The organism is Streptomyces sp. NPDC002896, assembly GCF_040295225.1.
Lineage (GTDB): Bacteria > Actinomycetota > Actinomycetes > Streptomycetales > Streptomycetaceae > Streptomyces.
In genome coordinates this window covers 241,404-256,379 of record NZ_JBEOVA010000009.1, presented here as the reverse complement: position 1 = coordinate 256,379, position 14,976 = coordinate 241,404, and the positions used below count along the sequence as shown (strand labels likewise).

Genomic DNA, 14,976 nt, shown 5'->3' with positions numbered 1-14,976 from the left:
CACCTATGCAACTTACTGATGCTTTACTCAGTTCCCGGTTCCGGGGCGGAACGAGGCAGGATTGTGACCATGTCCAACACCGCCTCCTCAGGCACCCCCATGGCGGCCGGTCCGCTGACCCGTGCCGTCCTCGAGATCGACGAGTACGTCGCGGGGCTCGGCTGGGATCAGCCGGCCCGGCTGTTCGCGCTCGTCGACACCTCTCAGCTGCGTTCCCAGGAGCCGGGGCTCGCGGAGCGCCTCGGCCTCGCCGACGACGCGTCTACCGGCTTCACCCCTATCGAGCAGGACGAACTTCCGGCGGACAGCCCGCTGGACGAGTTCCTCGGCACGATCGCCTGGCCCGACGCCGTGGTGGGCTGCGCGCTGTCCGTGGAGCGGCTGATGCTGCCGCCGTCCGCGGAGGCCTCCGTACCGGACAGCCTGGACGACACGCAGCTCGCGAAGTGGGTCGCCGCGCATCCCGAGCGCCAGGAGGTGCGGATGACGGTCGCGGTGCTGCGCGACGGGGAGCGCGAGTCGGCACTGCGGCTGCGCGAGAAGGACTCGTCGACCGAGGTTCTCACGGGCTCCGACCTGGTGCCGGGCCTCGCCGAGGCGCTGGCGGCGACCTTCGAGGAGTAGGCAGCCTTCGAGGACCGGGCGGCCTTCAGAAGTAGGCCTTCGAGCAGCGGGCGAGCGACAGGCCTCGTCCCCGCCCCCGGTGCGCTACCCCTTGGTGGTGCACCGGGGCAGGTCGGCCGTCTTTCCCTCGCGGATGTCCTCGAGGGCGTTCAGCGCGTCGTCGATGGTGTTGACCTTGACGAGCGTGAGCCCCTCGGGGTTGTCCTTGGCAGCCGCCGCGCAGTTGTCCTTGGGGGTCAGGAAGTACTGCGCGCCCTTGGCGCGTGCGCCGACCGTCTTCATCTGGATCCCGCCGATCGGGCCGACCGTGCCGCTGTCGTCGATGGTGCCGGTGCCCGCGACGAACTTACCGCCCGTGAGACTGCCCGGTGTGAGCTTGTCGTAGATGCCGAGGGCGAACATCAGACCGGCGCTCGGGCCGCCCACGTCGGCGAGCTTGATGTCGATATTGAACGGGAACGTGTGATCGGTCCCGGCCTGGATGCCGACGATCGCGCGGTCGCCGTCGTCCGCCTTCTTCGTGGTGATGGTGACCTGCTGGGTGCGGGTCGCCTCCTTGCCCGCCTTCTCGGCGGCGGCCTGCTCCTTGGCGGGGACGACGGTGAAGACGACGTTCTCACCGGGCTTGTGCTTGGTGACGAGTTCCGCGACGTCCTGGGGCTGCTTGACGCCCGTGCCGTCGACCGCCTTGATGACGTCGCCCGCGTGCAGCTTGCCCACGGCCGGGCTGTTCTTGAGCACCGACTCGACGATCACCCACGACTTCACGGGGACGTCCAGTTCCTTCAGGGCGGCGACCTTGGCGCTCTCCTGGGACTGGCTGAACTCCTCGGCGTTCTCCTGCGTCGACTGCTCCTCCGTCTTCCCGTCCGGGTAGAGGGTCTCGTGCGGAACGATCTTGCTGTCGTGCGCCAGCCAGCCGTAGACGGCCTGGACGAGGTTCATGTTGTACTCGGCGCTGGTGACCCTGACCGTCGTCATGTTGAGGTGACCGGTCGTCGGGTACGTCTTGTGGCCGGAGATCTGCAGCACCGGCTCGCCATCGTGATCGCCGAGCGTGTTCACCGTGGGCCCCGGCGTCATTTCCGCGTAGGGCACCTGGATGAGCACTCCCGCGCAGAGCAGCGCGATCAGGATCAGAGTGGAGGCGAGCATCGTCGCAGTGCGGCGTGGCATGGAACGACAGTACGGGACGGGTCTGTCAACGCACTGCCCGGGCCGTCCGTACGGGGCTCGGGGGGAGGTCAGGCTGCGTCGGGGCCGGAATGGGAGCTCTCCATCGCCTGCCGGAAGCGCTCATACCCGGCGAGCTCCGGGCCGTCCCCCGTCCTGCGGTGCCTGGTCGCCCAGCTACCCCACACCCCCGCGCCGATCGCGGCCACAAGCGGAATCAGCAACCACGCGAGCGCCGCCATGCCGACCTCCCAACCCCACAAGCAAACGCAAATGACTGATCAGCAGCCAATCAGCAGATTAACCATTCGCACCGTCAACGCTCCCGGCGGGGGTGTGGTTACGCAACTGGAATGCTTTTCGGTAAGTAGGGACTTCGGCCCCGACGGCCGGCGACGGCGCTAAGCGCCCACCCATTCTTCGGTCCCGTCCGAGAACTTCTGGTGCTTCCAGATCGGGACTTCGTGCTTCAGGTCGTCGATCAACTTGCGGCATGCCTCGAAGGCCTCCGCGCGGTGCGGGCACGAGACGGCGACGACGACCGCGATGTCGCCCACCCGCAGGTCGCCGACGCGGTGGACGGCGGCGAGCGCACGTACCGGGTATTCGGCGACGACCTTCTCGGCGATGCGGCGCATCTCCGCCTCGGCGGTCGGATGGGAGGAGTACCCGAGCGCGTCGACGTCGGAGCCGCCGTCGTGGTTGCGCACGGTCCCGACGAACAGCGCGGTACCGCCCGCGGCATCGTCACCGGCGGCCCGGAACACCTCGTCGACGGAGACGGGGGTGTCACGAAGCGCAAGAAGCCGAATGGGATCCTGCCCGGCCTGCTCACCGGGGTGGTCATGGGTGGGTGCCATAGCCCCATGGTGCCCCACACCACCCACCGCAGGGCAGACGCCCCGCACACACTGTGGGCAGGCGTTCCGCAGGGCGGAACGGGTGGGCACAGCCCCACGAAGGCGGGCACCGCGCGTGACAGGACCAGTCCGACGGGTCGGGGCGCAGCCCAAAACAACGGGCACGTGCGCGTGAGACGTACGCACGGACAACGCGGGGCGCCGCCCGCAGAGCGGGGCGAGGCGGGGCGAACCTCTCAGCCCCGCCGCCGAGCCTTCCGAGCCCGCCGAACCACGGCCGCCGCCCCCAGCAGAGCCACCGTCGCCCCCGCGGCCCCCGCCGCAGTCGCATCCTTGCGCCCAAGCCGCCGCCCGGCGACGGTGTGCCGCCCGGCAACCTCCTCGAGCAGCTCCGCAAGGACCTCCTCGTTGGTCCACCGCGGCCGCCACCCGGCGTCGTGCAGCCGGCTGACGCTCACAACCCACGGATACATCGTGTACGCGAGGTCACCCGCCGGCGACGGCGTGAGCCCGATGCGGTGCAGCCGGGCGGCGGCCCCCAGGGCGACCGCGGAGGGCAGCTCCATGCGCCGGATCCCGCTGAGCTCCTCGACCTCCTCCTGCTCCAGCCACCCGTCGCAGCCGACGGCGAGGTCGCCGTCGACCTTCTCCAGCACGGCGTACTCCAGGGCGCTGCACAGGTCCTCGACGTGGCAGAACTGCCACGCGGGGTGTGAGCCGGCGACGACGAGGAGCCGGGGCGACTCGAAGTAGCGGATGAGCGCCGTGTCAGTACCGCCGACCAGGACGGCGGGCCTTACCACGGTGACGTTGAGCCCGGGATGGGCCCGCGGCGCACGGCGGGCGAGCCGCTCGATCTCGAGCAGGTCGCCCACGCCGGTGCCCTCGGCGGTGGCGCGCAGCTCCGCGTCCTCGGAGAGCGGCAGCTCGTTGTCGGGCAGCGCCCCGTAGACCATGGCGGACGTGCACAGCACCACGCGGTGGACCCCGGCGGCGGCCGCGGCGGTGAGCACGGTCTGGGCGCCCCGTACGTTGTACGCGGTGCGGGCGGCCGGGTCGGTTCCCAGGTCCAGGTCGACGGCGAGGTGCACCACGACATCCGCGCCGCGCAGCCGCTCGGCGATCGCCGGGTCCCGTACGTCGAGGATGTGCCACTGGGCGGACGCGCACTCTCCACGGCGCTCATCGATGGCCACGACCTGCTTGATCTCGTCGCTGGCGGCGAGACGCTCGGTCAGCAGTGCCCCGACGCCGGACGCGGCGCCGGTGACCGCCACGACGGGGCCGCGCGCGGCAATCGACTCGCCGGTGCGCAGCGACGCCGCCCCGGGGTGGCGGTCGGGCGACGGGCGGGCTGATGGGTTTCGCGGTGCGCGAACCTGCGGATCTGGGGAACTCACCGGGCGTCTCCAGCGGTTGTCTTCAGTACGTGCGTGAATGACGCGCACGTACCAGGTGGGATCCATCCTGCCGCAGGCCCCCCGTCGGCGAAGCACTGAGGCCCGATCCCGTCATGGTGTCTACGCTGGGTGGTGAAGTTCGGGCAGCCGCCGCCGGTGTCGTACCGGCGGCCCAACAAGCCGAGGAATCCCGTGAGTGACACCCCATTCGGATTCGGCCTTCCGCCGGAGGAGCCGGAGAACGGCGACGAGGGCAAGAAGAAGGACCAGCAGGGCGGTGGCGGTGGTGGTCAGGGACCTGCCAACCCCTTCGGTTTCGGCGGTCTGCCCGGCGCAGGCGGCCCGGGCAGCGGGGACAATCCCTTCGCCGCGATGTTCGGGTCGCTGAACCCGTCCGACCTCGGCGCCGCCTTCCAGCAGCTGGGCCAGATGCTCTCGTACGAGGGCGGCCCGGTGAACTGGGACATGGCCAAGCAGATCGCCCGCCAGACCGTCTCGCAGGGCACGCCCGACGGCACGAAGGACGCGAGCGTCGGCCCCGCCGAGCGCGCGGCCGTCGAGGAGGCCGTACGCCTGGCCGACCTGTGGCTGGACGACGTGACCTCGCTGCCGTCCGGTGCGGGATCCGCGCTGGCCTGGAGCCGCGCCGAGTGGGTCGAGGCGACCCTCCCGGTGTGGAAGGACCTCGTGGACCCGGTCGCCGAGCGCGTCGGCGCGGCCATGGGCGATGTCCTGCCCGAGGAGATGCAGGCCATGGCGGGCCCGCTGCTCGGCATGATGCGCTCCATGGGCGGCGCCATGTTCGGTACGCAGATCGGGCATGCCGTGGGTGTGCTCGCGGGCGAGGTCGTCGGCTCGACCGACATCGGCCTGCCGCTCGGCCCGGCTGGAAAGGCCGCACTGCTGCCGGCGAACATCGAGGCGTTCGGCAAGGACCTGAGCGTTCCCAAGGACGAGGTCCGGCTCTACCTGGCGCTGCGTGAGGCGGCCCACCAGCGGCTCTTCGCGCATGTGCCGTGGCTGCGCTCGCATCTGTTCGGTGCGGTCGAGGGGTACGCGCGCGGGATCAAGGTCGACACGGCGAAGCTGGAGGACGTCGTCGGCCAGCTCGACCCGCAGAACCCGGAGCAGCTGCAGGACGCTCTCCAGCAGGGCATGTTCCAGCCGGAGGACACCCCCGAGCAGAAGGCGGCGCTGGCCCGTCTGGAGACGGCTCTGGCGCTCGTCGAGGGCTGGGTGGACGCCGTGGTGCACGAGGCGGCCAAGCCGCGTCTGTCGTCGGCGAACGCGCTGCGCGAGACGCTGCGCAGGCGCCGCGCGACGGGCGGCCCCGCCGAGCAGACGTTCGCGACGCTGATCGGGCTCGAGCTGCGCCCGCGCCGGCTGCGCGATGCGTCGCGCCTGTGGGCCTCGCTGACGGACGCGCGCGGGGTCGACGGCCGGGACGGCCTGTGGGCCCACCCGGACATGCTGCCGACCGCCTCCGACCTGGACGACCCGGACGGCTTCGTGCACCGCGAGCACCTGGACTTCTCCGAGCTGGACAAGCTGCTCGGCGAGGCCGCGGGCAGCGCCTCCGGTAAGCCGGACCTCCGGAAGGACGGGCCTGAGGGCGTCAAGAAGGACGAACCCGAAGACACCGCCGGCGACGACCGTGAGGGCGACGACAACAAGTGAGCCTTCACGACGACGCCGTCCTCGTGCTGCAGGGCTACGAGGGCCGCAAGGTCCCCGAGGACCAGGCAGAGCTGCGCCAGGCGTATCTCGATCATCTGCAGACGTATCAGGACGGAATGTGGAAGGCCTGCTCGGCCGGGCACATCACGGCGAGCGCCCTGGTGATCGACCCGGAGCACGAGCGCGTGCTGCTCACCCTCCACGGGAAGATCCGCAAGTGGCTGCAGATGGGCGGCCACTGCGAGCCCGGCGATGCGACGCTCGCGGATGCGGCGCTGCGTGAGGCCACCGAGGAGTCGGGCATCTCGGGGCTGACCCTGCTCGGTGGGGGCCCGGTGCGCCTGGACCGGCATCTGACGCCCTGCGCCTGGCACCTGGATGTGCAGTACGCGGCACTCGCCCCTGCCGGGGCCGTCGAGGCGATCAGCGACGAGTCGCTGGACCTGCGCTGGTTCGGATACGACGAGGTGGCGGACATCGCCGACGAGTCCGTGGTCCGCCTGGTGAAGGCCACGCTGGAGCGCCTTCCGGTGTGACCGAACGGGTGCCGACTCCTGTGTAACAGGTGCCGGCGCCACCGACGCGTAAGGGGCGGCCGCCCATGGCAGCCGCCCCTTACAGGTCGGGTCCTTGCAAGCTCAGTTCCGGCTCAGTTCCAGGCGTTGCCCTGGTTCTGGCCGTGCGCGCCGTGCTGGCCCATCCCGTACTGGGCGCGCAGGCCCTGGCCGATGACGGCGTTCTGCGGGGGCAGCAGTTCGCTGGGCTGCACCAGCGCGAAGCCCTCGCCCATGAAGCTCAGCTCCCAACCCTCGCCGGTGTTGCCGCGCCGCCGCCACACGCCCGACGAGTGCGTCTGGGCCTGCATCTGGATCCGCAGGCCTGTGGACCACGCGACGACGGCGTCGGCGTCCGCGTTGACGTACTGGTTGGGCGTGACCTGCAGCATCAGCGGCCGGCCCGAGGTCATCAGGGCGACCTTGCCGCGGCCGGTGATGTTGAGCTGGTACTTGCCGGAGCCGGAGATGCCGTACTGGCTGTCCACGGCGATGACCTGGTAGGTGAGCGACGAGTCGAGCGCGAGGACGTAGCTGCTGTCCACCGTCAGGCCGTCCTGCTCCACGTCCACGACGTGGATGTGCTGCGCCAGGTTCGCGAGGTAGACAGTGCCCTGGCCGTGACAGCGCATCAGGTCGAGGCCCTCGCCGGTGTTCGCGCGGGCGCGCTGCTGTTGCTGGCTCTGGTACTCGGCGTCGAACTCGACGAGGCCCTGGTAGGCGACCATGGCGCCCTTGCGGGCCAGGACGTCGTCGTGGCCCTCCAGGGCGACCCGCAGCATCTGCGGGTTCTGGACGGTATACCGCTCCTGGGTCTGCTGCTCGGTGTGCGCGAAAAGCGGGCTCTGCATGGTGTGTTCGCTCCCCCTCAGCCCCGGATCCGGAGGCGGTCGGTGCTGTCCTCGCTGGGCTGTACGACGACGATGCCCTCTCCGGAGAAGCCCATCTGGTAGGCCTCGCCGCTGCCGCGCCCGACGAGTGCGCCGGCCCTGAAGCTGCGCTTGCCCTTCACCTTGAGGTTCGGGGACCAGGCGACGAGCGCGTCGGGGTCGACGTACGTCTCGTCCTCGCCGCGGCCGCAGTCGACGACGATGGGCTTGCCGCGGGAGGTCAGCGCGACGTATCCGTTGCCGGAGATCCTGACGTTCCACAGGCCCTGACCGGCGAACTTGGCGAGTCCCTTGACGCGTTCAACGCCCCACTGGAGGCTCGCGTCGAAGGCGAGGAGGTTGGTGCCGTTCACCGAGATCGCATCGCCGCCCAGGTTGATGACGACGACGTCCGCTCCGTAGTCGGCGAGGTAGAGCAGGCCGTCTCCGGAGCACTTCATCAGGGGGGCGCCCTCGCCGGTCATCCAGTCGCGCGCGATCTGCCGTACCGCGGGCGGGTTCGGCTCGTACTGCACGAACCCTTCGTAGGCGATCATCGAGCCCACGCGCGCGAGGAGGTCGTTTCCGGTCTGCATGGCGACCTTGAGGATGTTGGTGCCGTGGTTCTCCATGCGGGCGGCGACGGGTGCGGGGGCGTAGCCCGCGAGCTGCTGATTCATGACGGGCTCCCTCAGACCTCGTACGGCTGGACGACGATGAAGTTGCCGGGCGCGCCGCGGAACTGGAGGTTCACGCTCTCTCCGCTGGCGCCCGCGTAGGCGTTGGCGCGCATGCGCACCTGGCTGGAGACGATGGCCTGCGCGGCCGCCGACCAGGCGACGACGGCGTTGCAGTCGGCGAACGTCGTCGGCGTGACGGGCAGCACGACGGGGGTGCCGTGCGTCTTCACGACGACGGTGCCGGTGCCCTGGAACTGCATGACGAACAGGGCGCCGCCTGGGATGCCGTGGCCCTCGACCCTGCGTACCTCGTACTGGAGCGGTTCGTCGAAGGCGAGGACGTTCTCGGCGGACACGCAGATGGCGTCGCCCTGCAGCTCGATGGGGTGCAGCTGGGTCTCGTTCTCGGCGAGGAAGACCTGGCCGCGGCCCGTGCAGCGCATGAGCTGCATCTCCTGGCCGGTGGCGTTGCCCACGATGCGGCCCGCGAAGCCCGCGCCCTTGTAGCTGAAGTCGACCTTGCCCTGGTAGAGCACCATGCTGCCCTGCCGGGCGAGCACCGGCGTGTCCCCCATGCCGAGGTCGACGCGGATCATCTTCTTGTTCTGCTGCGTCCAGCGCTGCCCGGTGGGCTTCTCGCGGTAGGCCTCGAGGGCGGCGGCCACACCGGCGGCGACCGGCGCTGCCGCGTGGGGGGCTCCCTGCGGTGCTCCGTACGGGGACGGGGCGCCCTGCTGGCCGGGGAACGGGCTGCCCGGCGGCTGGCCGTAACCGGGCGGCGGGGCCGGTGCGTGGGGCGGCTGACCGTATCCGGGAGGCGGCGTCGGGGCCTGGGGCTGGGGGTATCCGGGGGGCGGGCCCGGCTGCGCGACAGGCTGTCCGTACGGCGAAGGGGACGGCGGCGGCACGGGGCCGGCGCCGGGCGGGGCCAGCGGCGCGGCGATGGTCGGCGCGGCGTGCACCGAGGGCGCGGGGGCCGGCAGCGTGGGTGCCTGAGGCGGCGCGAAACCCCGTGCGGCGGGCTGCGGGGCGGGCGCAGGGGCCGGTGCGGGAGCGGCGGGAGCGCCGAACGCGGGCGGCGCGGAAGCCTGCGCGGGCGGAGCGAATCCGGGGGCGCCGCCCGCCTGGGGCTGCTGTGCCGCCGACTCCTCCTCGGCCACCTCGCCGCCGAAGTTCTTCAGCAGCGCGTCGAGTCCGCCGTCGAAGCCCTGCCCGACGGCGGCGAACCGCCACACGTCCTTCAGGTAGAAGTCGCCCAGCATCACAGCGCGTTCGGTGGAGAACTCGGCGCCGCTGAAGGCGTAGCGCGCGACCTCCTCGCCGCCCGCGACGATCCGGATGTATCCGGGCGCGACCTGCGACATCTGCCCGGCGCCGTCGATGGTCGCGGTGAAGGAGAGCTTGTGGATGTTCGCCGGTATGCGGTCGAGGGTGACGCGGAAGGACTCGGTGTCGCCGGCCTGCGCGCCGAGCAGCTGAATCGACTCCTCGGGGGTCTTCGGCTGGTTGAAGAAGACGAAATAGCGGTCGTCCGAGAGCTGCTCGTTGGCATCGAGGCCGAAGCAGCTGATGTCGAACGTCAGCCCGGGGGCAGAGATCTGCACACCTACGTACAGATCGGTCCCCGCGGTGAGGTCACTGATCCTGGCCTTGTGGCCGCGTTGGAATTCCCTGGCCATGCGTAACGACCGTCCCCCATCCCGAAAGTGATTGCGTCGCGCCAGGCTAGCCGCAAAAACTGACAACGGACGAAGCCGGTACAGACCCGGTACAGAATCAACGCTTCGGACATCGCGGCGTCCGCTCCGGGGCCGTCTCCACCGCATACGGGACGGCGGGTGACGCCTTCAGGGCGGCCGTTTGCGGCTGGGCCTGTGTGCGCCGATCCCCGCGTGCCTGCGTCACGCCGCGCGCGCGTGCGCCGTTCGCTCGTGCCTGCGTCACGCCACGCGCGCGTACGTCACTCCGTGCGCGTGCATCGCTCCGCGCGCGGCTGTCATTCGCCGCGTGCGGCCGGGACGTGGGGCAGCCGCTCGGCCGCGACCACGCCTTCGAGATAGCCCCGAGCCCGCTCGGTTCGCGGATACGCCTCGAGCAGCTGCCAGAACCCCGGCCCGTGTCCGGGGACCAGAAGGTGGGCCAGCTCGTGGAGGAGGACGTAGTCCACGACGTACTCGGGCATGCCCTGCAACCGGTGAGAAAGACGGATGCTGCCCTCCGCCGGAGTGCAGGAGCCCCAACGGGTGTTCTGATTGGTCACCCAGCGGACCGAGGCGGGCCGGGCCCGGCCGTCGAAGTACTGGTCCGACAGCCGCTGGGCACGCTCAGTCAGCTCGGCGTCCCCCAGCACCCGCTTGCTCTCCTGGGCCGCGAGCTTGTCGAGCATGACCCTTACCCAGCGCTGCTCCTCCGCCTCGGACATGCGGGCGGGGATCAGTACGACGGTGCGGTCGCCCTCGCGGTATGCGGAAACCGTTCTGCGTCGGCGAGCGCTCCGTCGGACCTCGACTGCGCTCGCCCGCGAGCCGCCTGGCGGCGGGCTGGTCGTGCTGCGCTGCGGGGCTCCCGCGCGGTGCAAGGGGTCGGCGGACACGCCCCGACGTTACCCGCTGAGCGTGCGGGAAGTCCTGCCTCCCGGAGGGTTCGCCACCGATACACTCCTCGAACACTTGATTAATACGACTAATCCTCCCGCCTGTGGACAACTCCACGCATCCCTCCGCACCGCCCCTGCATTCTGGCCATCGACAGCAACCGGCGGAGACAAGAAAGTCCATTGGCAACGGGGGAAGTCATGCATCCGATCCTCAAACCCGCGCTGCGGCGCGGCTGGCGCGACCGCAACACCGTGCAGTTCGGAGTCACGCCCGCACACGCGGTCGCGCTCGGCCCGGTGGACACGGCCACCGGCAGTTTCCTGACCCTGCTCGACGGAACCCGCGGCTTGGAGCTGCTGCGCGACGAGGGCCGGCGCATGGGCCTCCCCGACGGGCATGTGGACAGGCTCGTCGAGCGCCTGTCGGCGGCAGGGCTCCTGGACGACGCGACAGGCGGCGGCCCGGCCGCCGAGGCCCTGCGCAAGCGGGAGAGCGCTCTACAGCGCCTGCAACCCGACCTGGCATCGCTCTCGGTCGTCACGCCCGAACCGGGCGGCGCCCTGAGGACGTTGGCCGCGCGCCGCGCCATGCGCGTGCAGATCCAGGGCGCAGGCCGGGTGGGTGCCGTGATCGCCTCGGTCCTGGCCGCGGCCGGTGTGGGCCACATCGATGTGCGGGACATCGGATGCGTCGAACCGTGGGACGTGGCACCGGGCGGCTTGCCCGCCGAATCGGTCGGCGACCGCAGGACAGAAGCCGCACGTCAGGCCGTACGACGAGCAGCCCCGGACCGCCTGCCCCGCCGCGACAGGTCCCGGCAGGCGACGGCGGAAGAGCCGGGGCTGTCACTCGTGGTCCTGGCCCCGCGCGACGGCCTGGCCGTCCATGCGCCCGACCCGGCCTCTGCGGAACCGCTCGTCTCCTCGGGGACACCTCACCTCTACGCGGGCGTGGTGGAAGGCACCGGTGTGGTCGGCCCTCTGGTCCTGCCCGGGTTGACGGCCTGTGCGGGCTGTCTGTTACAGGGACGCACCGACCGGGATCCCACCTGGCCTCGTCTGCTGGCGCAGTGGCGCTCGGGGCATCAGCGTCATGTCACCGCCTGTGACGCCGCTCTGGCGACGGCGGTCGCAGGCCTGGCGGCGGCACACGCCCTGGCCTTTCTGGACGGAGGCTCGCCGGCGAGCACGGGAGCCCGCTGGGAGGCGTCCCTGCCAGGACTGGACTGGCATCCGCGACCCGTGTGGCCGCACCCGGCATGCCCGTGCGGGGCCGTCGAGCAAGGTAAGAGTGAACAGACCTCGGATGACGGGGACCGGCACGAGACAATGGCCGGGTGACCGCCGCACAGGGTACGGCTGTCTGGGACTTGGAGGGGCGCATGTCTGATCTTCCCCGGAAGGCGGTCACCCGTACCGCCAAGCTGGCCGCGCTGCCGCTCGGCTTCGCCGGGCGCGCCACGTGGGGGCTGGGCAAGCGCATCGGCGGCAAGTCGGCGGAGATCGTTGGCCGCGAGCTGCAACAGCGCACGGCGGAGCAACTGTTCAAGGTCCTCGGCGAGCTGAAGGGCGGCGCCATGAAGTTCGGGCAGGCCCTGTCCGTCTTCGAGTCCGCGCTGCCGGAGGAGATCGCCGGTCCCTACCGCGCCGCGCTGACGAAACTGCAGGACGCGGCTCCGCCGATGCCCACCCGCACCGTGCACTCCGTGCTGGAGGAGCGGCTCGGTGAGGAGTGGCGCGACCAGTTCCTGGAGTTCGAGGACAAGCCCGCCGCCGCCGCGTCGATCGGCCAGGTACACCGGGCCGTGTGGCACGACGGACGCGAGGTCGCCGTCAAGGTGCAGTACCCGGGCGCCGGAGAGGCGCTGCTGTCGGATCTGACGCAACTCGGCCGGTTCGCACGGCTGCTGGGGCCGCTGATTCCGGGTGTGGACATCAAGCCCCTCATCGCGGAGCTACGCGACCGGGTGTCCGAGGAGCTCGACTACGGCCTGGAGGCACAGGCCCAGCAGGTCCATGCCGAGGAGTTCGCCGACGACCCCGATGTGCTGGTGCCCGCGGTGGTGCACCAGTGCGAACAGGTGCTGGTGACCGAGTGGATCGACGGGATACCGCTGTCGGAGGTGATCGCCGACGGCCTCCCCGAGCAGCGCGACCGGGCAGGGCAGCTGCTCGCCCGCTTCCTCTTCTCGGGTCCCGCGCGCACCGGCCTGCTGCACGCCGACCCGCACCCTGGCAACTTCCGGCTGCTCCCCGGCGACAACGACGAGTGGCAGCTCGGGGTACTGGACTTCGGCACGGTGGACCGGCTGTCCGGAGGACTGCCCTCCACGATCGGCGACTCCCTGCGCATGGCACTCGACGGCCGGGCTGAGGCGGTCTACGAGAAGCTCTGCGAGGAAGGCTTCGTCAAAGAGGAGGTGGAGCTCGACCCGGAAGCGGTGCTCGACTATCTACTGCCGATCATCGAACCGGCACAGGTCGAGGAGTTCGAGTTCACGCGAAGCTGGATGCGCAGCCAGGCAGCGCGCATCGCGGATCCCCGCTCGCCCGCCTACCAGTTGGCTAAGCATCTGAACCTGCCGCCGTCGTATCTGCTGATCCATCGGGTGACGCTGAGCACGATCGGCGTGCTGTGCCAGCTGGGTGCCAGGGTCCGAATGCGGGACGAGCTCGAGGCCTGGCTGCCGGGCTTCGTCGAGGAGGAGCCCGCGACGGGCGGCTTGGACACCGTGGACGACTTCGCCGACTTCACTGAGGAGGAGCCGGCGGCTGAGGCGTGACCTGGATGGGGCGGTGGGCGGGAGGGGGAGGGGGGGAGGGCCCCTGGAGGCGCGGTAGAAATCACCACCAGGCAGAATCCAGCCGCCCCTCAATCGCCCTCAGATGGGCTCGCGCACAAGCGTCGCAGAAGTAGCGGCGCGTGCCCTTTTCCACGGAGCAAGTCCAGGTGGGCTGTACGGCCTCGGCCCGTGCTCCGCAGCGGTCGCACATGATGCCCTCTTCGTCCGGCAGCTGAGCGGAGCCCGGCGTCGGCGCGGGCGGGTGGGACGCCGCGGCGGAGGCTCCGACGTCACTGTCGCCGGGAAGACACGTCACGTCGTGACGATATCGCCGATTCAGGGGGTTCGTCGGGCAACGCACCGCGGGGGCCGGTCCGTTCGGACCGGCCCCCGCGGGGAGCACTTCTACGCGTGGTGCCCGACTGCGGCCGTTACTGCATCACGGCCATGGCCAGGGCGCGGCGAGCGCGGAGCGACGCGCGCTCGGCGCGGCGCTGCATCCGCCGGGCGACGGCCAGGCGCACGGCCAGGCGTTCCGCGTCGGCCTCGCGCAGCCGCTCGTGCATATGCGCACGAGCCAGGGCTTCTGGGATGAGTTGCATCTCTCGGGTCCTGTTCTGACGCGAGTCGGTCGCGCCGGTGGTGGTGAAGTCTGGAGTCGCGGAGCCGACTGGCTCGCTGGTGGACGTCGTCATCGGGGCCTGCTTCTGGGGGTCGTGCGTGTGAGGGCGGTCGATGGTTCCGGTGGCGTTCATGCGACGACCGGGTTCTTGCGCGGGCGGCCACGCGGCCGCTTGCGGGCAACCACGACGCCCTGGACGAAGAGCTCGCCGCCCCAGACGCCCCACGGCTCACGCCGCTCCTTGGCGCCGGCGAGGCAGGCCTCGATCAGCGGGCAGGTGCGGCAGAGGGACTTGGCGTACTCGACGTCTGCCGGCGACTCGGCGAAGAAGACTTCCGGGTCGTAGGAGCGGCAGGGGACGGGTACGCCGAGGTTCTCGATGGCGTCGTCGAGCGCGGTGAGCGCAGTGAGCGGGGTCAAGGTGGAGTCCTCCGTGAGGCCGGGCGGGGGGATCGTTTCGGAAGGCGGTACGGACGGGGCGTGCGCTTCGAGTTGCACGGTTCGTCTTCCTCGTCTGGTCGTTCCGGCCTGTTGGCCGGGTGGCGGCTGGTTGTACCGGGTCTTTCTTTTCCCGAGGCCCCTTCGCTCCGTCATCCCCGTTGGGGGAAAACAGAAGGGCCGCGGATCCCGGATGGGGTTCCGCGGCCCTGAAGGCGCCGGCCTGATGGCGTATCAGGCTGGATCACTCCAGGGTTCGAGCCCACGGAAGGCCCACATCGTGTGGTGCTGCGTCGTCTTGCGGGATCCGGCACCGGCCGCCGCAAAGGCATAGGCCGAGGCCTGTGCCACTGCTGCTACTGCTTCCGGTGCCTGGGTCGGTCGCTCATTGCGCTCCCGGATCTCAAGACCCGAGGGAGACACGGAGGACGCCGGACGCACGGCGGAAATGCCGGACATACCGGTGCCCAGGTTGGAGAGGCCGAGCAGGCCGGAGGCGACGACCGAGCGATCGGTCAGTTTGGCGGTGCTGATGGAGCTGGTGTTGATGCTGATCACTGGAATCGCCTCCTCTCGGCGTCTCGGGGACCGGTCAGGACCGGTCCGACGGCTTTCAAGTACAGCACGGAACCGGGGCTTCGAGAAGCCGCCGTTTCCGTGCTTAAGAACCTATGGGGATTGCTGGGGCATGCGCAAACTA

General features: G+C 70.6%; 15 protein-coding genes. 5 read left to right on the top strand and 10 right to left on the bottom strand.

Annotated features, from left to right (window positions below; translation table 11 throughout):
• Positions 1–69: 69 nt before the first annotated feature.
• Positions 70–624 (top strand): PPA1309 family protein, encoded by a 555-nt coding sequence (locus ABT009_RS19010; RefSeq protein ID WP_351295666.1) that lies wholly within the window; start codon positions 70–72, stop codon positions 622–624.
• A gap of 84 nt (positions 625–708) precedes the next feature.
• Here the strand turns inward: ABT009_RS19010 and ABT009_RS19005 are convergent, their stop codons facing one another.
• The 3 genes from ABT009_RS19005 to ABT009_RS18995 form a co-directional block, all read right to left on the bottom strand.
• A complete protein-coding gene (locus ABT009_RS19005) occupies positions 709–1,800 on the bottom strand; it encodes a YlbL family protein (RefSeq protein WP_351295663.1) in 1,092 nt (363 codons plus the stop codon).
• A gap of 398 nt (positions 1,801–2,198) precedes the next feature.
• Entirely contained in the window at positions 2,199–2,657 is a 459-nt protein-coding gene (locus tag ABT009_RS19000) for a molybdenum cofactor biosynthesis protein MoaE (protein WP_351295660.1), read from the bottom strand.
• Between the two features lie 236 nt (positions 2,658–2,893).
• Entirely contained in the window at positions 2,894–4,057 is a 1,164-nt protein-coding gene (locus tag ABT009_RS18995; RefSeq protein WP_351295658.1) for an SDR family oxidoreductase, read from the bottom strand.
• Between the two features lie 192 nt (positions 4,058–4,249).
• Between ABT009_RS18995 and ABT009_RS18990 the strand changes: the two genes are divergently transcribed.
• Positions 4,250–5,734, top strand: a complete 1,485-nt coding sequence (locus ABT009_RS18990; RefSeq protein WP_351295655.1) for a zinc-dependent metalloprotease — start codon at positions 4,250–4,252, stop codon at positions 5,732–5,734.
• On the top strand, positions 5,731–6,270 hold the full coding sequence (locus ABT009_RS18985) for an NUDIX hydrolase (RefSeq protein WP_351295653.1): 540 nt from the start codon (positions 5,731–5,733) through the stop codon (positions 6,268–6,270). Before ABT009_RS18990 ends, ABT009_RS18985 begins: the two co-directional genes overlap by 4 nt.
• Before the next feature lie 113 nt (positions 6,271–6,383).
• Here the strand turns inward: ABT009_RS18985 and ABT009_RS18980 are convergent, their stop codons facing one another.
• The 4 genes from ABT009_RS18980 to ABT009_RS18965 form a co-directional block, all read right to left on the bottom strand.
• Complete coding sequence (locus tag ABT009_RS18980; protein ID WP_351295651.1) at positions 6,384–7,139, bottom strand: AIM24 family protein; 756 nt, start codon at positions 7,137–7,139, stop codon at positions 6,384–6,386.
• A 17-nt stretch (positions 7,140–7,156) separates the two neighbouring features.
• Entirely contained in the window at positions 7,157–7,837 is a 681-nt protein-coding gene (locus tag ABT009_RS18975; protein ID WP_351295648.1) for an AIM24 family protein, read from the bottom strand.
• Between the two features lie 11 nt (positions 7,838–7,848).
• Positions 7,849–9,516: a TerD family protein gene (locus ABT009_RS18970; protein WP_351295645.1), complete on the bottom strand. Its 1,668-nt coding sequence runs from the start codon at positions 9,514–9,516 to the stop codon at positions 7,849–7,851.
• 317 nt (positions 9,517–9,833) lie between these two features.
• Entirely contained in the window at positions 9,834–10,430 is a 597-nt protein-coding gene (locus tag ABT009_RS18965) for a M48 metallopeptidase family protein (protein ID WP_351295642.1), read from the bottom strand.
• 201 nt (positions 10,431–10,631) lie between these two features.
• Here ABT009_RS18965 and ABT009_RS18960 point away from each other — a divergent pair, with 201 nt between their 5' ends.
• Entirely contained in the window at positions 10,632–11,774 is a 1,143-nt protein-coding gene (locus ABT009_RS18960; protein WP_351295639.1) for a TOMM precursor leader peptide-binding protein, read from the top strand.
• Between the two features lie 41 nt (positions 11,775–11,815).
• Positions 11,816–13,216: an ABC1 kinase family protein gene (locus ABT009_RS18955; RefSeq protein ID WP_351295636.1), complete on the top strand. Its 1,401-nt coding sequence runs from the start codon at positions 11,816–11,818 to the stop codon at positions 13,214–13,216.
• A gap of 431 nt (positions 13,217–13,647) precedes the next feature.
• Here ABT009_RS18955 and ABT009_RS18950 read toward each other — a convergent pair whose 3' ends face one another.
• From ABT009_RS18950 to ABT009_RS18940, 3 genes are all read right to left on the bottom strand, one after another.
• Positions 13,648–13,971, bottom strand: a complete 324-nt coding sequence (locus ABT009_RS18950; protein WP_351295633.1) for a putative WhiB-interacting protein — start codon at positions 13,969–13,971, stop codon at positions 13,648–13,650.
• A complete protein-coding gene (locus ABT009_RS18945; RefSeq protein WP_351295630.1) occupies positions 13,968–14,336 on the bottom strand; it encodes a WhiB family transcriptional regulator in 369 nt (122 codons plus the stop codon). Before ABT009_RS18945 ends, ABT009_RS18950 begins: the two co-directional genes overlap by 4 nt.
• Positions 14,337–14,510: 174 nt before the next feature.
• Complete coding sequence (locus ABT009_RS18940; protein ID WP_351295627.1) at positions 14,511–14,834, bottom strand: hypothetical protein; 324 nt, start codon at positions 14,832–14,834, stop codon at positions 14,511–14,513.
• Between the last annotated feature and the right edge of the window lie 142 nt (positions 14,835–14,976).